General features: G+C 70.6%; 16 protein-coding genes. 7 read left to right on the top strand and 9 right to left on the bottom strand.

The features are described 5' to 3' along the window. Positions 1–189 precede the first annotated feature (189 nt). Positions 190–1,350 (top strand): PP2C family protein-serine/threonine phosphatase, encoded by a 1,161-nt coding sequence (locus ACFYW8_RS24570; RefSeq protein WP_389079899.1) that lies wholly within the window; start codon positions 190–192, stop codon positions 1,348–1,350. Positions 1,351–1,401: 51 nt separating this feature from the next. Here ACFYW8_RS24570 and kstD read toward each other — a convergent pair whose 3' ends face one another. Then, positions 1,402–3,213 (bottom strand): 3-oxosteroid 1-dehydrogenase, encoded by a 1,812-nt coding sequence (kstD, locus tag ACFYW8_RS24575; RefSeq protein ID WP_389079903.1) that lies wholly within the window; start codon positions 3,211–3,213, stop codon positions 1,402–1,404. 249 nt (positions 3,214–3,462) lie between these two features. On the opposite strand from kstD, the gene ACFYW8_RS24580 reads away from it, so the two are divergent. Beyond that, the gene (locus ACFYW8_RS24580; protein WP_389079906.1) at positions 3,463–5,106 is read left to right on the top strand and encodes a GMC oxidoreductase; all 1,644 of its coding nucleotides are present in this window, start codon (positions 3,463–3,465) and stop codon (positions 5,104–5,106) included. Positions 5,107–5,193: 87 nt separating this feature from the next. On the opposite strand, the gene ACFYW8_RS24585 is transcribed toward ACFYW8_RS24580, so the two are convergent. Both ACFYW8_RS24585 and ACFYW8_RS24590 read right to left on the bottom strand, forming a co-directional pair. Further along, a complete protein-coding gene (locus tag ACFYW8_RS24585; protein ID WP_365881629.1) occupies positions 5,194–5,673 on the bottom strand; it encodes a carboxymuconolactone decarboxylase family protein in 480 nt (159 codons plus the stop codon). Between the two features lie 9 nt (positions 5,674–5,682). Beyond that, on the bottom strand, positions 5,683–6,756 hold the full coding sequence (locus tag ACFYW8_RS24590; RefSeq protein ID WP_389079909.1) for a dihydrodipicolinate reductase: 1,074 nt from the start codon (positions 6,754–6,756) through the stop codon (positions 5,683–5,685). A 205-nt stretch (positions 6,757–6,961) separates the two neighbouring features. On the opposite strand from ACFYW8_RS24590, the gene ACFYW8_RS24595 reads away from it, so the two are divergent. Then, complete coding sequence (locus tag ACFYW8_RS24595; RefSeq protein WP_389079912.1) at positions 6,962–7,582, top strand: L-threonylcarbamoyladenylate synthase; 621 nt, start codon at positions 6,962–6,964, stop codon at positions 7,580–7,582. An 86-nt stretch (positions 7,583–7,668) separates the two neighbouring features. On the opposite strand, the gene ACFYW8_RS24600 is transcribed toward ACFYW8_RS24595, so the two are convergent. After that, complete coding sequence (locus ACFYW8_RS24600; protein ID WP_389079915.1) at positions 7,669–10,062, bottom strand: M4 family metallopeptidase; 2,394 nt, start codon at positions 10,060–10,062, stop codon at positions 7,669–7,671. A gap of 436 nt (positions 10,063–10,498) precedes the next feature. Beyond that, on the bottom strand, positions 10,499–11,350 hold the full coding sequence (locus ACFYW8_RS24605; RefSeq protein WP_389079918.1) for an SMP-30/gluconolactonase/LRE family protein: 852 nt from the start codon (positions 11,348–11,350) through the stop codon (positions 10,499–10,501). A gap of 225 nt (positions 11,351–11,575) precedes the next feature. Between ACFYW8_RS24605 and ACFYW8_RS24610 the strand changes: the two genes are divergently transcribed. Next, on the top strand, positions 11,576–13,858 hold the full coding sequence (locus ACFYW8_RS24610; protein WP_389079921.1) for an MMPL family transporter: 2,283 nt from the start codon (positions 11,576–11,578) through the stop codon (positions 13,856–13,858). Between the two features lie 62 nt (positions 13,859–13,920). Next, positions 13,921–14,469 carry a GNAT family N-acetyltransferase gene (locus ACFYW8_RS24615; protein WP_389079924.1) on the top strand — a complete coding sequence of 183 codons (549 nt, stop codon included), beginning with the start codon at positions 13,921–13,923 and terminating at the stop codon, positions 14,467–14,469. On the opposite strand, the gene ACFYW8_RS24620 is transcribed toward ACFYW8_RS24615, so the two are convergent. Next, positions 14,441–14,677 carry a DUF6296 family protein gene (locus tag ACFYW8_RS24620; RefSeq protein ID WP_365881576.1) on the bottom strand — a complete coding sequence of 79 codons (237 nt, stop codon included), beginning with the start codon at positions 14,675–14,677 and terminating at the stop codon, positions 14,441–14,443. The two genes, ACFYW8_RS24615 and ACFYW8_RS24620, sit on opposite strands and share 29 nt — an antisense overlap. A gap of 221 nt (positions 14,678–14,898) precedes the next feature. On the opposite strand from ACFYW8_RS24620, the gene ACFYW8_RS24625 reads away from it, so the two are divergent. After that, positions 14,899–17,631: a SpoIIE family protein phosphatase gene (locus ACFYW8_RS24625; protein WP_389079929.1), complete on the top strand. Its 2,733-nt coding sequence runs from the start codon at positions 14,899–14,901 to the stop codon at positions 17,629–17,631. A 201-nt stretch (positions 17,632–17,832) separates the two neighbouring features. Here ACFYW8_RS24625 and ACFYW8_RS24630 read toward each other — a convergent pair whose 3' ends face one another. Both ACFYW8_RS24630 and ACFYW8_RS24635 read right to left on the bottom strand, forming a co-directional pair. Then, complete coding sequence (locus ACFYW8_RS24630; RefSeq protein ID WP_389079932.1) at positions 17,833–19,446, bottom strand: MFS transporter; 1,614 nt, start codon at positions 19,444–19,446, stop codon at positions 17,833–17,835. A 293-nt stretch (positions 19,447–19,739) separates the two neighbouring features. Next, the gene (locus tag ACFYW8_RS24635; RefSeq protein ID WP_389079935.1) at positions 19,740–20,462 is read right to left on the bottom strand and encodes a GNAT family N-acetyltransferase; all 723 of its coding nucleotides are present in this window, start codon (positions 20,460–20,462) and stop codon (positions 19,740–19,742) included. Positions 20,463–20,982: 520 nt separating this feature from the next. Here ACFYW8_RS24635 and ACFYW8_RS24640 point away from each other — a divergent pair. After that, entirely contained in the window at positions 20,983–21,330 is a 348-nt protein-coding gene (locus ACFYW8_RS24640; RefSeq protein WP_365881583.1) for an STAS domain-containing protein, read from the top strand. Positions 21,331–21,423: 93 nt separating this feature from the next. Here ACFYW8_RS24640 and ACFYW8_RS24645 read toward each other — a convergent pair whose 3' ends face one another. Next, positions 21,424–21,855, bottom strand: coding sequence for a MarR family winged helix-turn-helix transcriptional regulator (locus ACFYW8_RS24645; protein ID WP_389079940.1), 432 nt, complete (start codon positions 21,853–21,855; stop codon positions 21,424–21,426). Between the last annotated feature and the right edge of the window lie 4 nt (positions 21,856–21,859).

A 21,859-nucleotide genomic window follows, 5' to 3' on the forward strand; every position in this document is an offset into this window, starting at 1 on the left:
GGGATGGTCCGGGTGCCGGCCCGCCCGCCGGCAGGGCCGGGACGACGGTGGGATGAATCGCCGCCGACGGGACATCCGCCCCGTGGAGCCCCGTCACCTCATCCCCGTGGTGACGGGGCCCCGCGCGCGGCCGATCGGAATGCGCCGTGGCACGGAATGGGGGAGCGTGGTGGCTGAAGGAGGAGTGCCATGGCCACGAGGGCCGCGCCCGGTCAGCGGGAAGACCGCCGGGGATGGCTGCGCGGCTCGCCCCCTCCGCGCTGGGTACGGCTGCTTCCGCCGGTCCTTCTGGTAGGAGTCTGCGTCAGTGAGCTCGCCACCAGTCACGCGCTGGACATCGGCTTCCTGCTGGGCGCCATCCCCTCCCTGGCCGTCCTCTCCTACGGGCCCCTGGCGACGGCAGCCTTCGGCGCGATCGTCGTGTTCCTGCTGACCATCCCCGCCCTGCAGCTCAACCATCCGGGCAACGCGGACCTCCTCACCATCAGCTTCATCGCCGTGCTCAGCGTGTTCGTGGCCCTCGTCCGCAGCCGCAGGGACGCACATCTGGTCACCGTGCGTTCGGTGGCGGAGGCCGCCCAGCTCGCGGTCCTGCCGCCGTTGCCGGACCATGTCGGGCCGATCCGCTGCGCGGGGCTGTACCGGGCCGCGCAACGGGAGACGCTGGTCGGTGGCGACTTCTTCGACGTACGCGACGGTCCTTTCGGGGTCCGGGCCCTGATGGGCGACGTACAGGGACACGGGCTGTCGGCCGTGGGGACGGTCGCCTCGCTGCTCGGGGCGTTCCGGGAAACGGTGCTGGACCAGCGTGATCTGGAGGCGGCGGCCGCACGGCTCGATCGCAGGCTGGTGGTGGACTCCGCCGAAGTCGATCACGCCGAGTTGTTCGCCACCGCGCTGCTCCTGGAGTTCCCGCCCGACGCCACTACGGTGCGGCTGGTCTCCTGCGGGCACCCCTACCCGCTGCTGTTGCGCGGCACGAAGGCCCTCGAACTCGACACGGAGCCGGGGCCCCCGCTGGGGCTGGGGTTCTTCGAGCTGTCCCCGCCACGAGCGCGCACCGTCGAGCTGGAGCCCGGCGACCGACTGTTCGTGGCGTCGGACGGCGTGAGTGAGAGCAGGGATCAGACCGGGGCCTTCTACCCGTTGCCGGATCGGCTGGCCGCGTTCGCCGAGGAGCCTTCGGACGCGCTCGTCGACCACGTGTGGCGGGACCTCGTCGATTTCTGCCCCTCGATCCGCGACGACGTCTCCATCCTGGTCCTGACGCCACGGCTCCGAAGCGACGAGGACGGCGAACACGAACGTGACGGCAACGGCAACGGCAACAGCAACAGCAACGGTCGCTGACGGCTCGAATCCGGGGCGGGGGCGGGTTCCTGCCCCCGCCCCTCGTCAGCGTCAGGGCGCCGCGAGGTCCAGTGCCGCGATGTACCCGAAAGTCATCGCGGGACCGATCGTCGAGCCCGCTCCCGCGTAGCTGTGGCCCATGACGGCCGCGCTGGCGTTGCCCGCCGCGTACAGGCCGGGGATCACCGTGCCGTCCGGGCGCAGGACGCGGGCGCGAGCGTCGGTGCGCAGACCCCCCTTGGTGCCGAGGTCGCCCGGGACGATCCTGAAGGCGTGGAACGGCGGGAGCCACAGGGGGGCTAGACAGGAGTCGGGGAGGATCGCGGGGTCCGTGTAGTAGTGGTCGTAGACGCTGTCGCCACGGTGGAAGTCCGTGTCCCTGCCGCTCAGGGCCAGGCTGTTGAAGCGGCTGACGGTGGTACGCAGGGCGGCCGCGGGGACGCCGATCCGGCCGGCGAGGTCGTCCAGGGTCCACGCCTTGTAGACGGCGCCCGAGGTGTACCAGGAGTCGGGGAACGCGAAGGTCGGCGCTACGTCCTTGAACAGGTAGCGGTTGCGGTAGTTCTGGTCGACGACCAGCCACGCCGGGATGTCCGGAGCGCTCGGGTCTCGGTCGTACATGGTGTGCACGACGTCGCTGTAGGGCCCGGCCTCGTTGACGAAGCGCGCTCCGGCGGAGTTGACCAGCAGACCGCCGGGCAGCGTGCGTTCGGCGAGGCAGAAGTACGGCTGGTCGGGCAGCGGGATGGCCGGGCCCCACCACGCGTCGTCCATCAGGTCGAGCGCTGCCCCCGCGCGGCGGCCCGCCTGGATTCCGTCGCCGGTGTTCTCCTTGGCGCCCACCGTCCAGGCGGTCCCGATGGGCTGCTGCTGGAACTCGGCGCGCATGGCCGCGTTGTGCTCGAAGCCGCCGGAGCCGACGACGACCCCTCGCCGGGCCCTGACCAGGCCGGACGTGCCGCTCCGGGTGACCACCGCGCCGGTGACGGCGCCACTTTCCACGAAGAGGTCGGTCAGCGGGGTGTTCAGCCACACCGGGACCTGGGCGGTGAGCAGGCCCGCGCGCAACCCGGCGGCCAGCGACTGGCCCATGGTCAGCGGCTTCTGGCCGAGCAGCGCCGCGTCGGTGCCCCGGGCCAGGCATTCGGTGGCGACCGCCGCGCCCTTCGCGCTCACCGCGGCGAGGGTGAGCCACTTGTAGTCGGCGCTGAAGACGACCATGCCGGGAGGAACGGCCATGTACGCCGGGTTCAGGTGGGCGAGTTCGGCTCCGAGGATGTTGCCGTCGAGCTGGTCGGGCTCCATCGAGCGGCCGCCCGGGAGGCCCCCGGGGAGCTCCGGGTAGTAGTCGCTGTACCCCTCCATCCAGCGGAAGCGCAGCGGGCTGTTGGCCATGACGAAGGAGATCATGGCCGGTCCGTTGCCGAGGAAGGCCTGTTGACGGGCGGCGGAGACATCCGGGCCGACCACGGCCGCCAGGTAGGCGGCGGCCTTCGCCGGGGTGTCGGGAACGCCGGCGGCGAGGATCACGGGGTTGTTGGGAATCCAGATGCCCGCGCCGGAGCGTGCCGCCGAGCCGCCGAAGGTGGGCGCCTTCTCCAGGACGACGCAGCTCAGTCCGTGTTTCGCGGCGGTCAGCGCCGCGGTCATCCCCGCGGCTCCGGAGCCGACCACGACGACGTCGTACGTGCCGAGCAGGGGCAGGTCGGCCGCCGCGGCGGGACCGGCGGCCGCGGTGCCACCGGCGGCTCCGGCGGCGAGCGCGAGTGAGGCGCCCGTGGCCGCGCCGAGCACCCGGCGCCGTGACGGGCCGGGTGCCGAGAAGGAGTCGGTACGTCTGGCGGGGTCCGCGCTCGGGGACATGGCAGGGCGCTCCAGCAGGGCGAAGGGGTGTGAGGCGTTCCGTGCTCGGGGAGCCGACGGGCCCCCGCCGTAGCGGTTCTGATGCAGCGTCAGGAATGTCGCGCGAGGGTCTTGTGAAGTCAATAGCAAGCGGATCAGACCTCGCCGATCACCCCAAGATCGGACACAAGTTACCAACCGGTATGTAGTGACTTAACAAGCCAGTAACAGTAGAACCTGTTCCCACTCATCGAGAGTGAGGAGTGTCACATGGGTGACATCAACCAGCACAACGAGGATTCCAGGGGTGTCTCGCGCCGACGATTCATTGCTGGAACAGGTTCTATTCTTGGAGCAGTGACCCTCGCCGGCCGCGCGGTCGCGGCTCCGGCCACGATCGCCACGGCGGCCTCGTCGATCCCTTCCGGAGCACACGTCCCCGTCCTCGTGATCGGCACCGGATACGGAGGTTCCGTCGCCGCCCTGCGCCTCGCCCAGGCGGGTGTCGACGTACAGATGGTCGAGATGGGCATGGCCTGGGACACGCCGGGCTCGGACGGCAAGATCTTCGCCAACACGACCAGCCCGGATCAGCGTTCGTACTGGCTGCGCACCAAGACCAAGCAGCCCCTCAGCAACTTCCTCGGCTTCCCCATCGACAAGGACATCCCCCGCTACACCGGGATCCTGGACGCCGAGGAGATGGGCCAGATCATCGTGTACCAGGGCCGCGGGGTCGGCGGCGGATCGCTGGTCAACGGAGGCATGGCGGTCACCCCCAAGCGGGAGAACTTCGGTGCGATCCTCCCGTCGGTGAACGCCGACGAGATGTACGCGACCTACTATCCGCGCGCCAACGCCGCGCTCGGCGTCGGTCTCATCGACCCGGCGTGGTTCGACACCACCGACTGCTACCAGTACGCACGCGTCGGCCGCAAGCAGGCCCAGCGTTCCGGCTTCCCGTTCGTCTTCGTGCCCGACGTGTACGACTGGGACTACATGAAACAGGAGGCCGCGGGCACCGCCACCAAGTCGGCGCTCGCCGGGGAGATCCTCTACGGCAACAACTACGGCAAGAAGTCCCTCCAGAAGACCTACCTCGCCCAGGCCGCCGCCACCGGCAGGGTCACCATCTCGCCACTGCACAAGGTCACTTCGGTCTCACCCGCGGCCGGCGGCGGCTACACCGTCCTGATCGACCAGCTGAACACCAACGGCGACGCCACGGCCTCCAAGACGGTGACCGCGGACCGGGTGTTCTTCGCGGCCGGGAGTGTCGGAACCAGCAAGCTCCTGGTCAAACTGAAGGCGACCGGCGCGCTGCCCGGCCTGAACGGCGAGATCGGCCAGGGCTGGGGCGACAACGGCAACGTCATGTGCGGCCGGGCCAACCACCTGTGGGATCCCACCGGCGCACTCCAGGCCAGCATCCCCTGCGGCGGTATCGACAACTGGACCGCGGGCGGCGCGTTCGCCGAGGTGGCGCCGCTGCCCACCGGCATCGAGACCTACGCGTCGTTCTACCTGTCCATCACGAAGAACCCGAACCGCGCCCGGTTCTCCTGGAACGCCGCCACCGGCACCGTCGACCTCGACTGGCAGACCGCCTGGAAGCAGCCCGCCATCGACATGGCCAAGTCGATCTTCGACAAGATCAACTCGAAGGAGGGGACGATCTACCGCACCGATCTCTTCGGTGTGTACAAGATCTGGGGCGACCACCTCACGTACCACCCGCTCGGCGGCGCGGTGCTCAACAAGGCCACCGACAACTACGGCCGCCTGCAAGGCTATTCGGGCCTGTACGTCATCGACGGCGCGCTGATTCCCGGCAACACGAGCGTCAATCCGTTCGTCACGATCACGGCCCTCGCCGAACGGAACATCGAGAACATCATCGCCGTGGACCTCTAGCGTGTCCGGGCCGCGCGGGCGGCCCGGATGCGCTCGGTGGGCCGGATGCGCCCGGTGGGCCGGATGCGCCGAACGGCCCTGAACCGTTCAATGGGTCGGCAGCACACACACGGCGTCCAGGCCCAGCACATGGTTGAGCCTGCCGAAGGCCAGCCACGAGCCGATGCTCATGGTCAGCTCCACGATCTCCCGCTGGCTGTACAGCGCGGTCATCCGTGCCCAGAACTCCTCGTCAAGACCGTGGTGGTCCAGGGCGTACCGCTCGGCGTACTCGGCGGCCAGTCGTGTCCGGTCGTCGAAGGCGTCAGTGGTACGCCACTGGGTCACCGCGTCCGCGAACTCCTCCTCGACCTTCCGCCCGTCCCGCTCCGTACGCCAGTCGAGGCAGAACAGGCACCCGTTGATCTGCGCGATGCGCAGGCGCGCGGCCTCGAACTCGCGCAGGCCCAGCGTCGTGTGCTCGTACACGGACAGGGAGAAGTTCGCGGCGGCCATGCCGATGCCGGGCACCATCTCGCCCCACACGTATCCGATCGGTTCCTGTCCCTCGGGAATGTCGATGTGCAGGGTCATGGGTCACTTCCTTCCGAGTCGGCCGACTGCGGGGCGCAGCGGGACGTCGAGTGCGTCGTAGAGGCCTGGTTCCGCGTCGACCAGCCAGTCGATGGCGCCGACCAGGCGGCCGACCGCGGTGGCGTTCCCGCCGGCCGACCGGTTCTCGCCCTCGTCGGTGGCCGCGACGGTGACCTCGATGCGCGGGCGGCCCTCGATGATCACGCGGTGGGCGCCGTCCCCGTCGGGCGGCTTCGGCCAGTCCGGGGCGCAGGACGCGTGGATACGGGTGACGTGCTCGATGACGATCCGGGGCTCTCCCCCGACGATCCCCAGCACCTCGAAGCGCACGGCGCCCTGGGTGCCGGCCGCGAACTCGCCCATGGTGCGGGTGCTCACCGTGTCCGTGAGCGGGCGCCGCTCCATCGTCTCGCGGATGTCGTCGAGTTCGACGCCGAGAGCGCGTGCCATGAGCCGTATCTGGCCGCCCCACACCATGGTCGGGATCGAGGGGGCGAGCATCAGCGGCTCGTAGTCCATCGGCTGCCCCATCCCGACCAGGTACCTTACGGATTCTTCTTGTTCGTACGTCGAGTAGTCGAAGATCTCCTGGCAGCGGATGGCGTCGATCGTGGTGCCGAGACCGCTGATCAGCAGGGGCAGGACGTCATTGCCCCAGCCGGGATCGACTCCGGAGACGAACAGCGAGCCACCGCCGTCCGCGATGGCGGCGAGCACGGGGTCCCGGAACTCCGGCGGGGCGCTGCGCTGGTCGTAGAGCGGATACAGGGCGGGGCTGACGACCACCGCACCGGCCCGGATCGCCCTGGCGATGTCGGCGAGGGCCTCGTCGGGGCGGATGTCGCCGGTGGCCGCGTAGACCACGGCTCCCGGGCCCGCGGCCAGGGCTGCGTCGACGTCGTCGCTCGCCGCGACGCCGAGGCCGTGGTCGAGCCCGGCGAGTTCTCCCGCGTCGCGGCCGACCTTGCCGGGGTCGTGGACGAGCACGGCCGCGAGTTTCAGCTTCGGATGGGCCTCGACGGCGCGGATGGCCGCGCGGCCGACGTTGCCGGTACCCCAGACCACCGTGGAAATCATGCGGCGGAGGGTAGCGAGACGGCCTTGAGGTTCCTAGAGCCGTGACCGGGGAAAAGATTCCCGGCGCGAAACGACCGTCGAGGTGCCCCTGGGCGCACGACGGGACGCCGTTGACGGCGAGGCGCGGGTGCCGGGGCGCCGCCCGTCCGGAGGTGACCGGGTGCGGTTCGGCGGGTGACCTCGGGTCACCCCCTAAGCTCGAAGCATGGCCAAGTACTTCGACGTTCACCCGGAGAACCCGCAGCGGCGCATCATCAGCCAGGTGGCGGAGATCGTCCGCAGCGGCGGGCTGATCGTCTACCCGACGGACTCCTGCTTCGCACTCGGCTGCGCTCTCGGCAACCGGGACGGGATCGAACGCATCCGTTCGATCCGCCAGCTCGACGAGCGGCACCACTTCACGCTGATGTGCGAGGACTTCGCGCAGCTGGGGCACTTCGTACGGATCGACAACAAGGTCTTCCGCACGGTGAAAGCCGCTACTCCCGGCAGTTACACGTTCATCCTCCCGGCGACGAAGGAGGCTCCGCGCAGGCTGCTGCACCCGAAGAAGAAGACCGTCGGGGTGAGGATTCCGGACCATGTCGTCGCCCAGGCGATCCTCGCCGAACTCGGCGAGCCGCTCCTGTCGAGCACCCTGCTTCTGCCGGAGGAGGACAAGCCGCTGACCCAGGGGTGGGAGATCAAGGACCGGCTCGATCACGTGGTGGACGCCGTCATCGACTCCGGCGACTGCGGCACCGAGCCGACGACCGTCATCGACTTCTCCGGCGCCGAGCCCGAGTTCGTACGCATCGGAGCGGGTGACCCCTCCCGGTTCGCGTAGGCCCCGAAACGGCGCCGCGACGTGGGTCGCCCTTTCGGGGGACCCACGTCGCGGCCGTTGTGGGCAGGTGTGTCGGGTGGTACCGGTCAGCTGGTCGTCAGGGCGGTGTCATCCACGACGAAGCTGGTCTGGAGCGAGGAGTCCTCGACGCCGCTGAACTTGAGCGCGACGGTCGAACCGGCGAAGGAGGACAGGTCGAAGGTCTTCTGGACGTACCCTGTGGCCGCGTTGAGGTTGGAGTACGTCGCCAGCGTGGTCGAACCTGCGGTGACCGTCAGCTTGTCGTACGCGGAGCTGGTGGTCGTCTCGGCCGTGTCGATGTGCACGTAGAAGGTCAGCGTGGCCTTGCAGCCGCTGGGAACGGCCACCGACTGGGACAGCGTGTCGGTGTGGGTCGAGCCGTAGCCGTTCAGCCACGCCTTGTAGGAGCCGCCGTGGGCCGCCTCTCCGGTGTCCGTCGTGATGACCCCGCTGGACGCGGTCCAGGTGGTGTTGCCCGACTCGAAGCCGGGGTTGCCGAGCAGCTGGGTCGAGGTGCAGGTGCCGCCGCCGCCCGAGGTGCTGACCGTCCAGGTGAAGGACGCGGTGCCCGTCGCGCCGGTGCTGTCCGTCACCGTGACCGTGGTGCTGTACGTCCCCGCGGTGGTCGGCGTGCCGGTGACGGCGCCTGTCGAGCTGCTGATCGACAGACCGGTCGGCAGACCGGACGCGGCGTAGGTCAGGGAGCCGCTGTTGGTGCTGCTGGCCGAGACCTGCAGGCTCACCGCCGTGCCGACGGTGGAGGACTGGCTGCCCGGGTTGGTGACGGTCACACCGCTCGTCGGCGGGGTGACGTGGCTGCCGACGGCGATGCCGGCGAAGGCGTTCGCCACACCCGCGTACTGGGTGGAGCTCGCGCCGTACAGCGCGGTCGCGGCGTTCAGCGCGGCGGTACGGGCGCTTGCGTAGTTGGTGCTGGACGTCATGTACGTCGTCAGCGCCTTGTACCAGATCTGCAGGGCCGCGGCCCGGCCGATGCCCGCGACGGCCACGCCGTCGGAGGTGGAGCTGGTGTACGTGACACCGTTGATGGTCTTGGTGCCGCTGCCCTCGGAGAGCAGGTAGAACATGTGGTTCGCGGGGCCCGAGGAGTAGTGGACGTCGAGGTTGCCGACGCCGGAGTACCAGCTGTCCGCGGAACTGCCGTCCTTGCTCGGCTTGTCCATGTAGCGCAACGGGGTGCCGTCACCGTTGATGTTGATCTTCTCGCCGATGAGGTAGTCGCCCACGTCGGTCGAGTTGTTGGCGTAGAACTCCACGCCGGTGCCGAAGATGTCGGAGGTCGCCTCGTTCAGGCCGCCGGACTCACCGGTGTAGTTCAGGCCCGCGGTGTTGGAGGTGACACCGTGGCTCATCTCGTGGCCCGCGACGTCCAGCGAGGTCAGCGCGTGAGTGCTGCTGGTGCCGTCGCCGTACGTCATGCAGAAGCAGCTGTCGTCCCAGAAGGCGTTGACGTACGCCGTGCTGTAGTGGACGCGGGAGTAGGCGGCCACGCCGTTGTTCTTGATGCCGCTGCGGCCGAAGGTGTTCTTGTAGAAGTCCCAGGTCATCTGGGCGCCGTAGGCCGCGTCCGCGCCGGCGGTCTGGGTGTTGGAACCCGCGCCGGTGCCCCAGACGTCGTCGGCGTCCGTCATCAGGGTGCCGGTGCCGGAGGTGGCGTTGTTCAGCGAGTACGTCTTGTGGCCGCCGCGGGTGGAGTCGGTCAGCTGGTACGTCGAGCCGGACAGCGTGGTGTTCAGCGTGACCGTGCCGCTGTACTGGGTGTTTCCGGTGCCGGTCTGGACGCCCTCGTAGCGCGTGAGTTCCTTGCCGGTGGTGGCGTCGGTGACGACGTGCAGCTTGCTCGGCGTGCCGTCGTCCTGGAGGCCGGTGATCACGGTCTCCCAGGCGAGCCTCGGGGTTCCGGTGCCCGCCCAGATGACCTTGCGGGCGCTGTCGGCCGAAGGCTTCGACGCCTTGAGCGACTTGGCCACCGTGAGTGCCTTGGCGGCGGCGGCGTCCTTGGTGAAGGTCGCGGTGGTGCTCGCGACCTTGATGGCGTGCTTGTTGTTGAAGGTCGTGCTCACCGTGCCGGTGGCCTGCGAGGCGGGCGGGGTGTGGACGACGATGTCGCCGCCGAGCACCGGGAGGCCGGCGTAGGTGCGCTCGTAACGGGTGTGCAGGGTGCCGTCGTTGTCCTTGACGACGTCCTTGACGACCAGCTTCTCCTTCGAGCCGAGGCCGAGGGTGCCGGCGGTCGCCGTGGTCTGCTTCGATGCCTTCGTCAGCAGCGCCACGTGCTGGGCCGGGGTGAGCTTTGCCTCGAGTCCCCCGGTGCGCAGGGGGGTTGTGTGGGGGGCGGGCTTGGCGACTGCCGGAACCGTCTGTATACCGACGGCCAGGAATGCGGCGGTGGCCACCAGGGCTCCGGCCGCGGTCGCCTGACGGGGGAAACGTCTCACTCGTACTCCTACTGCTTCGGCCGCGGTCGGCGGCCGGTGACAGACCGGGCAGACGGGATGTGCTGTCCGGGAAGAGCTGAGCAGGGGCGTGCGGGAACGCGACCGAGGGCAGGCGTGGGGCACCTGCCCTACAGGTTGAGGGAAGGATTGCACTCTTGACCTAGGCATGACACGCCCTTGATGCCAATCGAGGGTTATCCCTACGCCCGCGCGCCGAAACCCCCGACTCGCGACCCGCCACCGGGCGACAAGGCCGACGAGCGACTCGCGGCCTCCGTCGAACGCGCCATCGCTGTAAGGGAGTTGACCGCCGAACCGCCGCGCGCTCCTCCCCCGGCACGGGGCCGGGCCGAGCTGCCCGACGCCACCTCCCGGCGCACGAATTCCCCGAACTGCCCGCAATGGCGTCCCTGTCGGGACACCCCCGGCAACCGCGTCAGGGCCGGCCCGCTCCCGGCACCTCGACCCGCGTCGCGAGTACCCGGCCGGAGCCGGGTGTCACCATCTCGGACTCCGTCATACCGCGCCAGGCGGCGGCCACGATGAACAGGGTCCGCCTGTCGTCGCCGCCCAGCACGCAGGCGAAGCCGCCGCGGTCGAGGTCGACCCGGTCCAGCACGGCACCGCCCTCGGCGACGCGAACACAGCAGCGGCCCGGCACATCGGCGTACCAGACGGCGTCGTGAGCGTCGGCACAGATGCCGTCCGGGGTGCCCTCCCCCAGGTCGGCCCAGACACGTCGGCCCGACAGAGCGCCGTCCGCGCCGATGTCGAAGGCGACGAGGCCATGCCGGTAGGAGTCGGCGACGATCAGCGTGGAGCCGTCGGACGTCACGGCCATCCCGTTGGGGAACGCGATGTCGTCGGCCACCTCGCGGACCACGCCGTCCGGGGTGACCAGCGAGACCGTGCCCGGTTTCGCCGCCTCTCCCGTCATCGGATCGAAGTCCGCCCGGTTGACGTAGGCGTTTCCGCGGCCGTCGACCACGATGTCGTTCCAGCCGGCCCGGCCCAGGTCCGCGTACGTGGCCAGGGAGCCGTCGGGTTCCCGGCGGAGCAGCAGGCCGTCCGGGGAGGAGACGATCAGCATGCGGCCGTCGGGGAGGCGGTCGGTGCACAGCGGCAGCGAAGCCACCCGTGCGACCACCTCACCACGACCGGCCACCGGATCCAGGGCGATGACCTCGCCCGCGGTCCAGTCGGAGAAGTACAGCCGGTCCCCGTGCCAGCGCGGCGACTCGACCAGCCCATGCCCGTCGAGAAGCGTCCGTACCTCGTGCACCCTCATCACAGCCTTCGTTCCGTACCGGCTCGGCGCCGGTGTCCCACTGACTGAACGAACGCGCACCGGCCGGATCGACACTTCCCCGACCGGCTGACGGCGAAGAGGCCGGCGGCCGTTCCCCACCCGTCCGGGTTCGGGTGGCCTCGCCCCGGTTCTCGCCGGGCCACGGTGATCGTCCCGTCGTCTAATGACCGTGTCGTAGGTGTCGTCTTCCAGCAGGAGCAGCGCATGTCGGCGACGCAAGCCACTTCGCAGAGCGGACCGGCCAAGCCCGGGAGACTGCAGCGGCTGGGCGAGTGGTGTGCCCGCCATTTCGTGATCGTCATCGTGGCCTGGCTCGTCGCGCTCGCCGTGCTTCAGGTGCTCAACCGCTCGTTCGGCGGAGAGTACTCCGACAATTTCTCCCTCCCTGGAGTGCAGTCCACCGAAGGCCTGGACGTCCTCAAGAAGCACGACCCGGCGGCCGGCGGCTACAGCAGCCAGGTCGTGCTGCGCGACACACAGAAGCCCCTGACGTCGCTGAGTTCCCAGATGAACCAGACCGTGGGCGATCTGCAGAAGCTGCCGCACGTCCTGTCGGCGCAGAATCCGCTGCCGCCGCCGGGCTCGCAGCCGCCCTCGGGGCAGTCCCAGCAGCCGAACGTCGGACCGCTGTCCAGCGACGGGAAGACGGGCTACATCACCGTCCGCTTCGATGTGCAGCCCTCGACCCTCGGCGACGACTATCTCCACGGTGTGGACAGCGCGGTGAAGCCGCTGCGTTCGGCCGGCGTCGACGTCGAGTACGGCGGCCCGCTGGGCGAACTGGCCAGACCCGCCGCGAACGACCGGATCAGCGAGGCCATCGGCTTCGCGGTGGCGATCGTCGTCCTGCTCGTCGGATTCGGCAGCGTCATCGCGGCGGGTCTGCCGCTGGTGACCGCGCTGATCAGCGTGGTGGGCGGCCTGGCCTGCCTCGGTCTGCTGGCGGCGGCGTTCACCTTCGCGACGGTGTCACCGACACTCGCCACCATGATCGGGCTCGGCGTCGGCATCGACTACGCCCTGTTCCTGATCACCCGCCACCGGCAGAACCTCATCGACGGCGCCGGTCCGGTGCGGGCGGCGGGCCGGGCCACCACCACCAGCGGGCGGGCCGTCCTCGTCTCCGGCTGCACGGTGATCATCGCCCTGGCCGGGCTGTCCGTCTCCGGTGTCTCCTTCATCAGCAAACTCGGCCTCGCGGCGGCCGTGACGGTCGTCTCGGCCGTCCTCGGCGCGCTGACCCTCGTACCCGCCCTGCTCGGGCTCGTCGGCACACACATCGACCGCTATCACCTGCGCAAGCCGGTCGCGGAGACGGACGCCGACCCCGGGACTCCCGCGCACGGCACGTGGCACCGCTACGCCCTGCGTGTGCAGCGGCATCCCTGGCGGTTCCTGTCCGGCGGCCTCTTCACGGTGCTGGTGCTGGCCATCCCGCTGTTCACCATCCAGCTCGGGCACATCGGCGACGGCGCGGATCCCACCTCGTTCACGGACCGGCGGGCCTTCGACATCATGTCGGACGCCTTCGGGCCCGGCTCCAACGGTCCGCTGACCGTGGTCGTCGACCAGACCGACGTTCCGTCCGACCAGCGTTCCGCGCTGGCGTCACAGGCGCAGAAGACGCTCAACGGTGTGCCGGGGGCCGCCGCGGTCACCCCGCTGACGGCCACCCAGGACGGAGACGTGCTGGTGGGCACCGTCTACTCCAAGGTGTCCCCGCAGAACAAGGACACCACCGACCTGACGAACCGCTTGGTCGACGACACCCTGCCGCAGGCCGTGTCCGGCACCAAGGCCAAGGGCTACGTCACGGGGACCACGGCCGCCCAGGTCGACTTCCGCAACATCGTCGCGAGCCGGCTGCCCCTCATCATCCTCGTGGTGGTCGCGCTCGCCTTCATCATCATCCTGATCGTCTTCCGCGGACTGCTCGTCGCGTTGAAGGCGGCGGTCCTGAACGTGCTGTCCATCGCCGCTTCGTACGGTGTCGTCGTCGCCGTCTTCCAGTGGGGCTGGGGCGGGCCGGCGCTGGGGGTGTCGGGCAAGGTGCCCATCGAGAGCTATGTGCCGATGATGATGTTCGCGATCATCTTCGGGCTCAGCATGGACTACGAGATCTTCCTGCTGTCGCGGGTCCACGAGTTCTGGCTCCGCACCGGGGACGCGAAGGGGAGCGTCGCGCACGCCCTGGAGATCACCGCCCGGGTGATCACCTGCGCGGCGCTGATCATGGTGAGCGTCTTCGCGGCCTTCATCGTGAGCGACAACATCGTGGTCAAGATGCTGGGGCTCGGACTCGCCGTGAGCGTCCTGATCGACGCGACCGTCGTACGGCTCCTGCTCGTGCCGGCCGTGATGACCCTGCTCGGGGCGCACGCCTGGTGGACACCGCGCTGGCTGGACCGGATCCTCCCGCACATCGACCCGGAGGGCGAACCCGCCTCCGCCGCCCCGGATCCCACAGGCCCTCCGGCCACCGGGTGACACCTCCACCACGGCGGAGAAACCCGGGTGCCCGGGACCATCCGAGTACCTGGCATGGCCGGATGCCCCGCCTCGAACGTCTTCGTCTCGACCACGCGCCCGCGCTGCTCGCGTTCGAGCGGGAGAACCGTGCCTACTTCGCCGCGTCGATCCCCGACCGCGGCGACGCCTACTTCGCCCGGTTCGACGCCGTCCATCGCGAGCTGCTGGCCGACCAGGCGGCGGGGCTGGACCTCTTCCATCTCGTGGTGGACAGCGCCGGCGCGGTGCTGGGGCGCTTCAACCTGATCGACGTGGCGCAGGGTTCGGCGGAACTCGGGTACCGCGTCGCCGAGCGGGCCGCGGGGCGGGGGCTCGCCACGACCGCCGTGCGGGAACTCTGCGCCCTGGCCGCGACCGAGTACGGGCTGAGCACCCTGCGGGCCAGGACGACCGCCGACAACACCGCGTCCCGGACCGTCCTGACTCGGACGGGATTCCTCGTCACCGGCGACATCGAGGTGCGCGGCCGTCCGGGCCTTCGCTTCGCGCTGGACCTCCCGACCGCCGATGCGGAGCTCCGACCGGGCGCCGCGCAACGGGTCAGGCGATCGGTTCGGCGGCCGGGTTGATCGGGGACTGATAGGCGCCGCTGGCGAGCATGCGGACCTCGCCCGCGGGGCTGATCTCGGCGCGGAGAATGCCGGTGGGATCGCTGTACACCGGGTTGCCCCCCGGTCCGTGGGTAGTCGTCCGTTCGACGACCACCTCATCGGTCACCATGCGCGAATCCGGTCCGGGATGGGTGAAGGTCAGCCGGTAGCGGTCCACGGTCGTCATCTGGGCCTCCCGCGCCGAAGCGACAAATCCGGGTGAAAGGATACGTCTCCATCATGCGGCCGAACACCCGTCAGGGCAGAGCCGTCAACGCCGGACCGGCGCGGAGGGCAGAGCCGTCAGCTCCGGACCGACGCGGCGACCGGCCCCACGAGCGGTGCGGCGAACGCTCACCGTGTGTGACGCCTCTCGCCACCAGGCGCCCGGCAGTGTAGACATAGCACATGGTCGGACTATTGGGTCGAACCCGGGCTCAGTCGACCCGCCGCCCCAGCACAGCGCACCATCAGCACGGGTCACACGAAGGCAAGCACAGGCGCGGCCCGTCCAACGGGCTTCGTTCCGCGCTCAGCGGGCGCAGTGTCGCCGGACAGGTGTTCGTCCTGCAAGTGGTGATCGTCCTGCTCCTGGTGGTCGCCGCGGCGGTCGCACTGGTTCTCCAGGTGCGGCACGACAGCACTCAGGAGGCACGCAACCGCTCACTCGCCGTCGCGGAGACCTTCGCCAACACGCCGGGCACACGCGCGGCGCTCAGCGCCCCCCACCCCACGGCCCTGCTGCAGCCCAGCGCCGAAGCCGCCCGCAAGGCGTCGAAGGTGGACTTCATCGTCGTGCTGAACACCGACGCGATCCGCTACACCCATCCGAAGCCCGACCGGATCGGAAAGAAGTTCGTCGGAACCACCGCACCCGTGCTGGCCGGACACTCCATCACCGAGCAGGTCAACGGGACGCTCGGACCGCTCGTGCAGGCCACCGTCCCCATCAAGGCACCCGACGGCAAGGTCGTCGGCATGGTGTCGGCCGGCATCACAACGGCGAACGTGGGAGGCGCCGCCGACCACCAGCTGCCGCTGCTGCTGGGCGCCGCCGGCGTCGCGCTCGCCCTGGCGACCACGAGCACCGCGCTGGTGAGCCGGCGTCTGCTGCGCCAGACGCACGGCCTCGGCCCGTACGAGATGACCAGGATGTACGAGCACCACGACGCCGTGCTGCACTCCGTCCGGGAGGGAGTGATCATCGTCGGCGGTGAGGGGCAGCTTCTCCTGGCCAACGACGAGGCGAACCGCCTGCTCGACCTCCCCGCGGACGCCGAGGGACAGCACGTCCAGAAACTCGGCCTCGACGCCGGCACCGCCGAGCTGCTGGCCTCCGGGCGCGTCGCCACCGACGAGGTGCACCTGGTCGGGGACCAGCTCCTGGCCATCAACCAGCGGCCCACGGATCTGCAGGGCGGCCCGGCAGGCAGCGTCGCGACACTCCGTGACTCGACGGAGCTGCGCGCGCTCTCCGGCCGCGCCGAGACCGCCCGCGAGCGGCTCAAACTCCTCTACGACGCCGGCGTGGGCATCGGTACGAGCCTGGACGTCACCCGGACGGCCGAAGAGCTGGCGGAGGTCGCCGTCCCCCGGTTCGCCGACTTCGTGACCGTGGACCTGGCCGACGCCGTGCTGAACGGACAGGAGCCGGACGCGGGCGCGGGCCTGCGCCGCACCGCCGTCGGCGGCATCCGCAAGGACGCCCCGCTCTATCCGGTCGGCGAGCACATCGGGTTCGTCCCCTCCACTCCCCAGGCGCACAGCCTCCGCACCGGCGAGGCCGTCGTCGAACCCGATCTCGGCGGCGCCCCCGGCTGGCTGGCCCAGGACCTCCAGCGCACCGCGCAGGTCGTCGACTACGGAATCCACTCCCTGATCACCGTCCCGCTGCGCGTCGGGCCCCTGGTCATGGGCGTGGTCAACTTCTGGCGCTCCGAGAAGCCCGAACCCTTCGACGTGGAGGATCTGGCCCTCGCCGAGGAGCTGGTCGCCCGTGCGGCGGTCTCCATCGACAACGCGCGCCGGTACACCCGCGAGCACACGATGGCCGTGACGCTGCAGCGCAGCCTGCTGCCGCGCACGCTGCCCGACCAGAGCGCCCTCGACCTCGCCTACCGCTATCTGCCGGCACAGGCGGGGGTCGGCGGCGACTGGTTCGACGTACTGCCGTTGCCCGGCGCCCGGGTGGCCGTCGTCGTGGGCGATGTCGTCGGCCACGGGCTGCTGGCCGCCGCGACGATGGGGCGGCTGCGTACGGCGGTCCACAATTTCTCCGCGCTCGATCTGCCTCCCGACGAGCTGCTCGGACTCCTGGACGAGCTGGTCGGCCGTATCGACCAGGACGAGACGACGGAGGACGGCAGAGCCGCCGTCACGGGCGCCACGTGCGTGTACGCCGTCTACGACCCGACGACCCGGCGCTGCACCGTCGCCCGGGCCGGGCACCCGCCGCCGGCCGTGATCCGTCCGGACGGCGGCGTCGAGTTCCCCGATGTCCCGGCCGGCCCGCCGCTCGGCCTGGGCGGTCTGCCGTTCGAGACGGCCGAGCTGGAACTCGCGGAGGGCAGTCGGCTGGTGCTTTACACGGACGGCCTGGTCGAGGACCGGGGACGCGATATCGACGTCGGGCTCGAACTGCTGCGCACGGCACTGGCCGGAGCCGACCGCTCACCGGAGGCCACCTGCCAGGCCGTCCTGGACGCCCTCCTGCCGGCCCGGCCGAGCGATGACATCGCGCTGATCGTGGCCCGCACACACGCCCTCGCCGCCGACCGGATCGCCTCGTGGGAGGTACCGTCCGAACCGGCCGCCGTCGGTGAGGTACGGGCCTCGGTCAGCCGGCAGCTGGCGCGGTGGGGGCTCGACGAGCTGGCGTTCACCACGGAGCTGATCCTCAGTGAGCTGGTGACCAACGCGATCCGCTACGGGAACGGGCCGATCGGGGTCCGCGTGCTGCTGGACCGCACGCTGATCTGCGAGGTCTTCGACGCCAGCAGCACCTCACCGCATCTGCGCTACGCGGCGACGACGGACGAGGGCGGGCGCGGCCTGTTCCTGGTGGCGCAGCTCACCGACCGCTGGGGCACCCGCTACACAGCCGAGGGCAAGGTCATCTGGGCGGAACAACCGCTGCCCTGAGTCGGCCGCTCGGGCCCCTCCCCGGAGACCGGCGGATCAACTCGGGTACCAGCGCGTCGGGCGAACGCCGGGCGGGCCACCGGGCTCGACTCCGTGCGACAGACGCCGGAGCAGCCAAGCCGCACGGTGCGGCCCGGGTGCGGCCGGGACGCCGGGTTCAGGACCGGACGGGTCCGGCCCGGACCGCGGACGGCCGGTCGCTCACGAGCGTCCGGGGCCCCCATCGGCCCCGCGCGCCGACGCGCCCGCCGCGTCGCCGGACCCGTCCGCGGGTGTGAGGGAGGCGGCGCCCCCCTGGAGCCGCTCCAGGTCGGAGGGGCGCACCTGGATGACGAACAGGGCGACCAGCGCGGCGAAGACGGCGAAGACGGCGGCCGCGACGAACGCCCCCGAGACACCGGACGTCAGCACCTGTTCGCTCCAGGGCGCCGGCAGCTGTCCCGTCCTGCGGAACTGCAGCCGTTGCGCCGGGGTCGCCGTCGACAGGAAGTTCGCGACCTGGCTCGTGGCCTCGTTGCGGCTCGCCGTGCCGAAGACCGTCACCAGCACGGAGAGACCGAGGGAACCGCCGACCTGCTGGGTGGCGTTGAGGATGCCGGAGGCGGCACCCGTCTCCTTGGGCTGGACTCCGGACACGGCCATCAGCGTCAGCGACACGAACTGCAGGCCCATGCCGAAGCCGAAGACCAGGGTGGGTCCCAGGATGCTGCCGAGATACGTGCTGTCGACGTCCGTCAGCGTCAGCCAGCCGAGGCCGAGGGCGCACAGGACCGCGCCCACGGCCATGAAGGGTTTCGGCCCCCACCTGGGCAGCAGATTCGAGGCGACTCCCGCGCCGACCGCGATGATCGCGCTGATCGGCAGGAAGGCGAAGCCGGCCTTGAGCGGGCTGAAGCCCAGGATGTTCTGCACGAAGAGGGTCAGGAAGAAGAACATCCCGAAGATCGCGGCGGAGAGGCTCAGCATCATCGCGTAGACGCCCGAGCGATTGCGGTCGCGGAACATCCACAGCGGTGTGATGGGCTGTCTCGACCGGCGTTCGACGGCGATGAAGGCGATCAGGAACACCACGGCCGCCCCGAAGGCCGCGAGGGTGACGGGGTTGCTCCAGCCCTTCTCCGAGGCTCGGATGAAGCCGTAGACGAGCAGCACCATGCCCAGCGTGGAGGTGAGCGCGCCCAGGAAGTCGAAGTGGCCCGGGTGACGCTCGGACTCCTTGATGTAGCGGGGGGTCGCGAGCACGATCAGCAGGCCGATGGGGATGTTCACGAAGAAGACCCAGCGCCAGTCGAGCCACTCGACGAGGATCCCGCCCGCGAGCAGCCCGATCGCGCTGCCGCCCGCCGAGACGGCCGCGAACACGCCGAACGCCCTGTTGCGCTCGGGCCCTTCACGGAAGGTGGTGGTGATCAGCGCCAGCGCGGTGGGCGAGGCGATGGCCCCGCCGACGCCCTGCAGCGAGCGGGCGGCGAGCAACTGCCAGGATTCCTGGGAGAGTCCGCCGAGCAGTGACGCGAAGGCGAAGAGCAGCACGCCGAACATGAAGACCCGGCGTCTGCCGAGGATGTCTCCGGAGCGTCCGCCGAGCAGCAGCAGACCACCGAAGGTCAGCGTGTAGGCGTTGATCACCCAGGAGAGGTTCTCGGTCGAGAAGCCGAGCGCGGTCTGGATGTGCGGCAGCGCGATGTTCACGATGGTGATGTCGAGGACCACCATCAGCTGACACGAGGCGATGACGAGGAGCGCTATACCGCTGCCCCGTCCCCGCTGCGGGGAGTCGGCAGACTCGGAGGATGTCACGTGATCGGCCGTCATGGGGGATGGCCCTGCATCTCGGGTCGGCGGTGAACGTGGATGTTCACTCCATCGACGTTAAGCCCGACTTCACGGCCTCACCAATCGATCAACGGGCCCGGCCGGGCCCGCGGGTCACCTGCTCGGCCGGCCGGGCGGCGAGGCGGCGGACAGGCTGCCGAGCGCCGCGGCCACCAGCGGGACGCCGGGATCGAGGACCAGGTGCGCGGGTGTGCCGAGCAGCAGGCCGCGCGGGACGTCGGCTTGGTGGCTCGGCGGGTTGACCGGACCGACGGCCTGAAGCGCGTCGCTTCCTAATGCCCCTCGGCGGGCGAACCCTGTGAATGCGCGCCCGGTACTGCCGGCCCGGCGCCGCGGCAGCGGGAGACCGGCCCCGTGGCCGTATGCCGCAGCCGGCGGGCTTCGATCTCACGGCCGTTCGGCAGGGTGTGACGCGGCGGCCCGTCGTCCGCGACGAAGCCGGCCTTCGTCAGCGCCCGCGCGCTCGCCATGTTCATCGGCTCGTGTCCTGCCCGCACCGTCCGAAGCCCCAGGTGGGCATGGCCGAGGAGCGCGGCGGCTCCGAACAGCTCCGCTCCGAGCCCGTGGCCACGCGCGTGGGGGGCCAGCCATCCGCCGATCTGCGAGGTACCGGCATCCACACCCACGGCCCCGGCGTATCTGCCGTCGTCCACGCGCACGGCGACCAGCATCTCCCCCTGGTCCGGACGAGGTTCGAAGGCACCGGCCAGCAGACGCCGGGCCACCGGGGACGCAAGACGGGAGTCGGGGTCACCGGGATGCAACTGGAGCATGGCCTCGCGGACCTGCTCGCCCACGACGCCTTCGTCCCACCCCAGCCATCGCTGGGCTTCAGGGTCCGAGGCCGCGGCCATGGCGGCCACCAGGTCCTGCGTGGTCTCCGGCGTGTAGAGCAGGAGACGCTCCGTGCGCAGGGTGTGCCGCCGATGCCCGCATACGCCGGGCAGCGGAAGTCTGGGCGTCGCCCGCCCGCGACGCAGTCGTGACCAGACCATGTGCCCCCCTTGGAGAACCCCACGGCCGATTCGGCCAGGTTCGACGTCGGCCGGAGTCTACTCATCCCGACGCGGGCATCCGTCGCCCAGGGACGCAGGTCGAGCAGCCGGGACGGCCTTCGGGGCAGCGCGGTCGGCGTCGTCGAGACGGACACCTGGCTCCGTACGAGCACCGTGCGCCGCTGCCGCCGGTCGAGCGGCCGGGCGTCGGCCTCGGGTGTGGACAGCAGACGTGCGGCGCGCCGGCCGGCCGGATCCGTCTCCCGGTTCGGACAGCCGCCCCGGACAGGCTGGTCGACCGGCGTCGAGATCGAGCTCCCGGCCGGCAGAGCTCGTTGGCGGCCCCCGGCACTCCGATGCACCGGCCGGGCCGCCGTCGCGGGCGGGGGACGGAACCCGAGGTGTGCGCCTCGATTCGGTGGGTAACCGATGAGCTGCTCACCGGCGTGCCCAGCGCCGGATTCGAACCCGACGGGTCAGGACCCCCTTGGAGGTAACCGTGCCGGCCGAACCAGCTCCTGTGTCCATTGACGTGACCTTGTACGGTGAGGGCATCGCCCTGGTCACCGTCGCGGGGGAACTGGACGTCGAGACGGCCCCCGAACTGCGCGACCGACTCGCCGACCAGATACGCGGCGGCCGGCGGCATCTGCTGCTCGACCTGTCCGCGGTCCCCTTCATGGACTCCTCCGGCCTGAACGCCCTCCTCAAGGCGCAGGACGCGACCGGACGCGCCGGAGGAAGCGTGTGCCTGGTGTCGCCGGCGCCCGTGGTCCGGCGGATTCTGGATCTCACCGGCGTCAGTCGCACGATCACCTCGCTCGACGACGTCGACGCCGCGCTCGCCCACATCGGCGAGAGGGCCTGAGATGGCGCGGCGGGTGAGGCGGGCCGCCCCCGCGCGGCGACCGCGGCGCGCGGACCGTCGGCGGCCGGTTCCCGAGCCGGGCCGAGGCCCGGGTCAGGCCGAGCGGGCGTCCGTCGTGGCGCCCTCGCGAACCTGCGCCGCCGCGACGGCGCAGAAGGCCGCCAGCCCCTCGACGAGTGCCGTCCGGTCGCCGGGCGGCATCTGCGCGAGGACCGTTTCCACCGCGTGCTCGCGACGTGCGCGCAGTTCCGTGAGGAAGGTACGGCCCCGGGCGCTCAGGAACAGCCGCAGCTCGCGGCGGCTGATGGCACTCGGTGTCCGCTCGATGAACCCCACGGCCTGCAGCCGGTCGCAGAGCCTGCTGGTCGAGGGAGGCGTCGAGCCGAGCGCGTCGGCCAGCGTCCTCAGGTTGATGCCCTCGTCGTGTTCCAGGACGAACAGCACCCGCAGCTGGGACGGGGAGACGGGAGCCGTCGAGGCACGCCCCCAGAGGATCTCCAGCAGCTCGGCCGCCTCGGCGGTCACGCGA

The sequence above is a fragment of the Streptomyces sp. NPDC002742 genome (genome assembly GCF_042888885.1).
Taxonomy (GTDB): Bacteria; Actinomycetota; Actinomycetes; order Streptomycetales; family Streptomycetaceae; genus Streptomyces.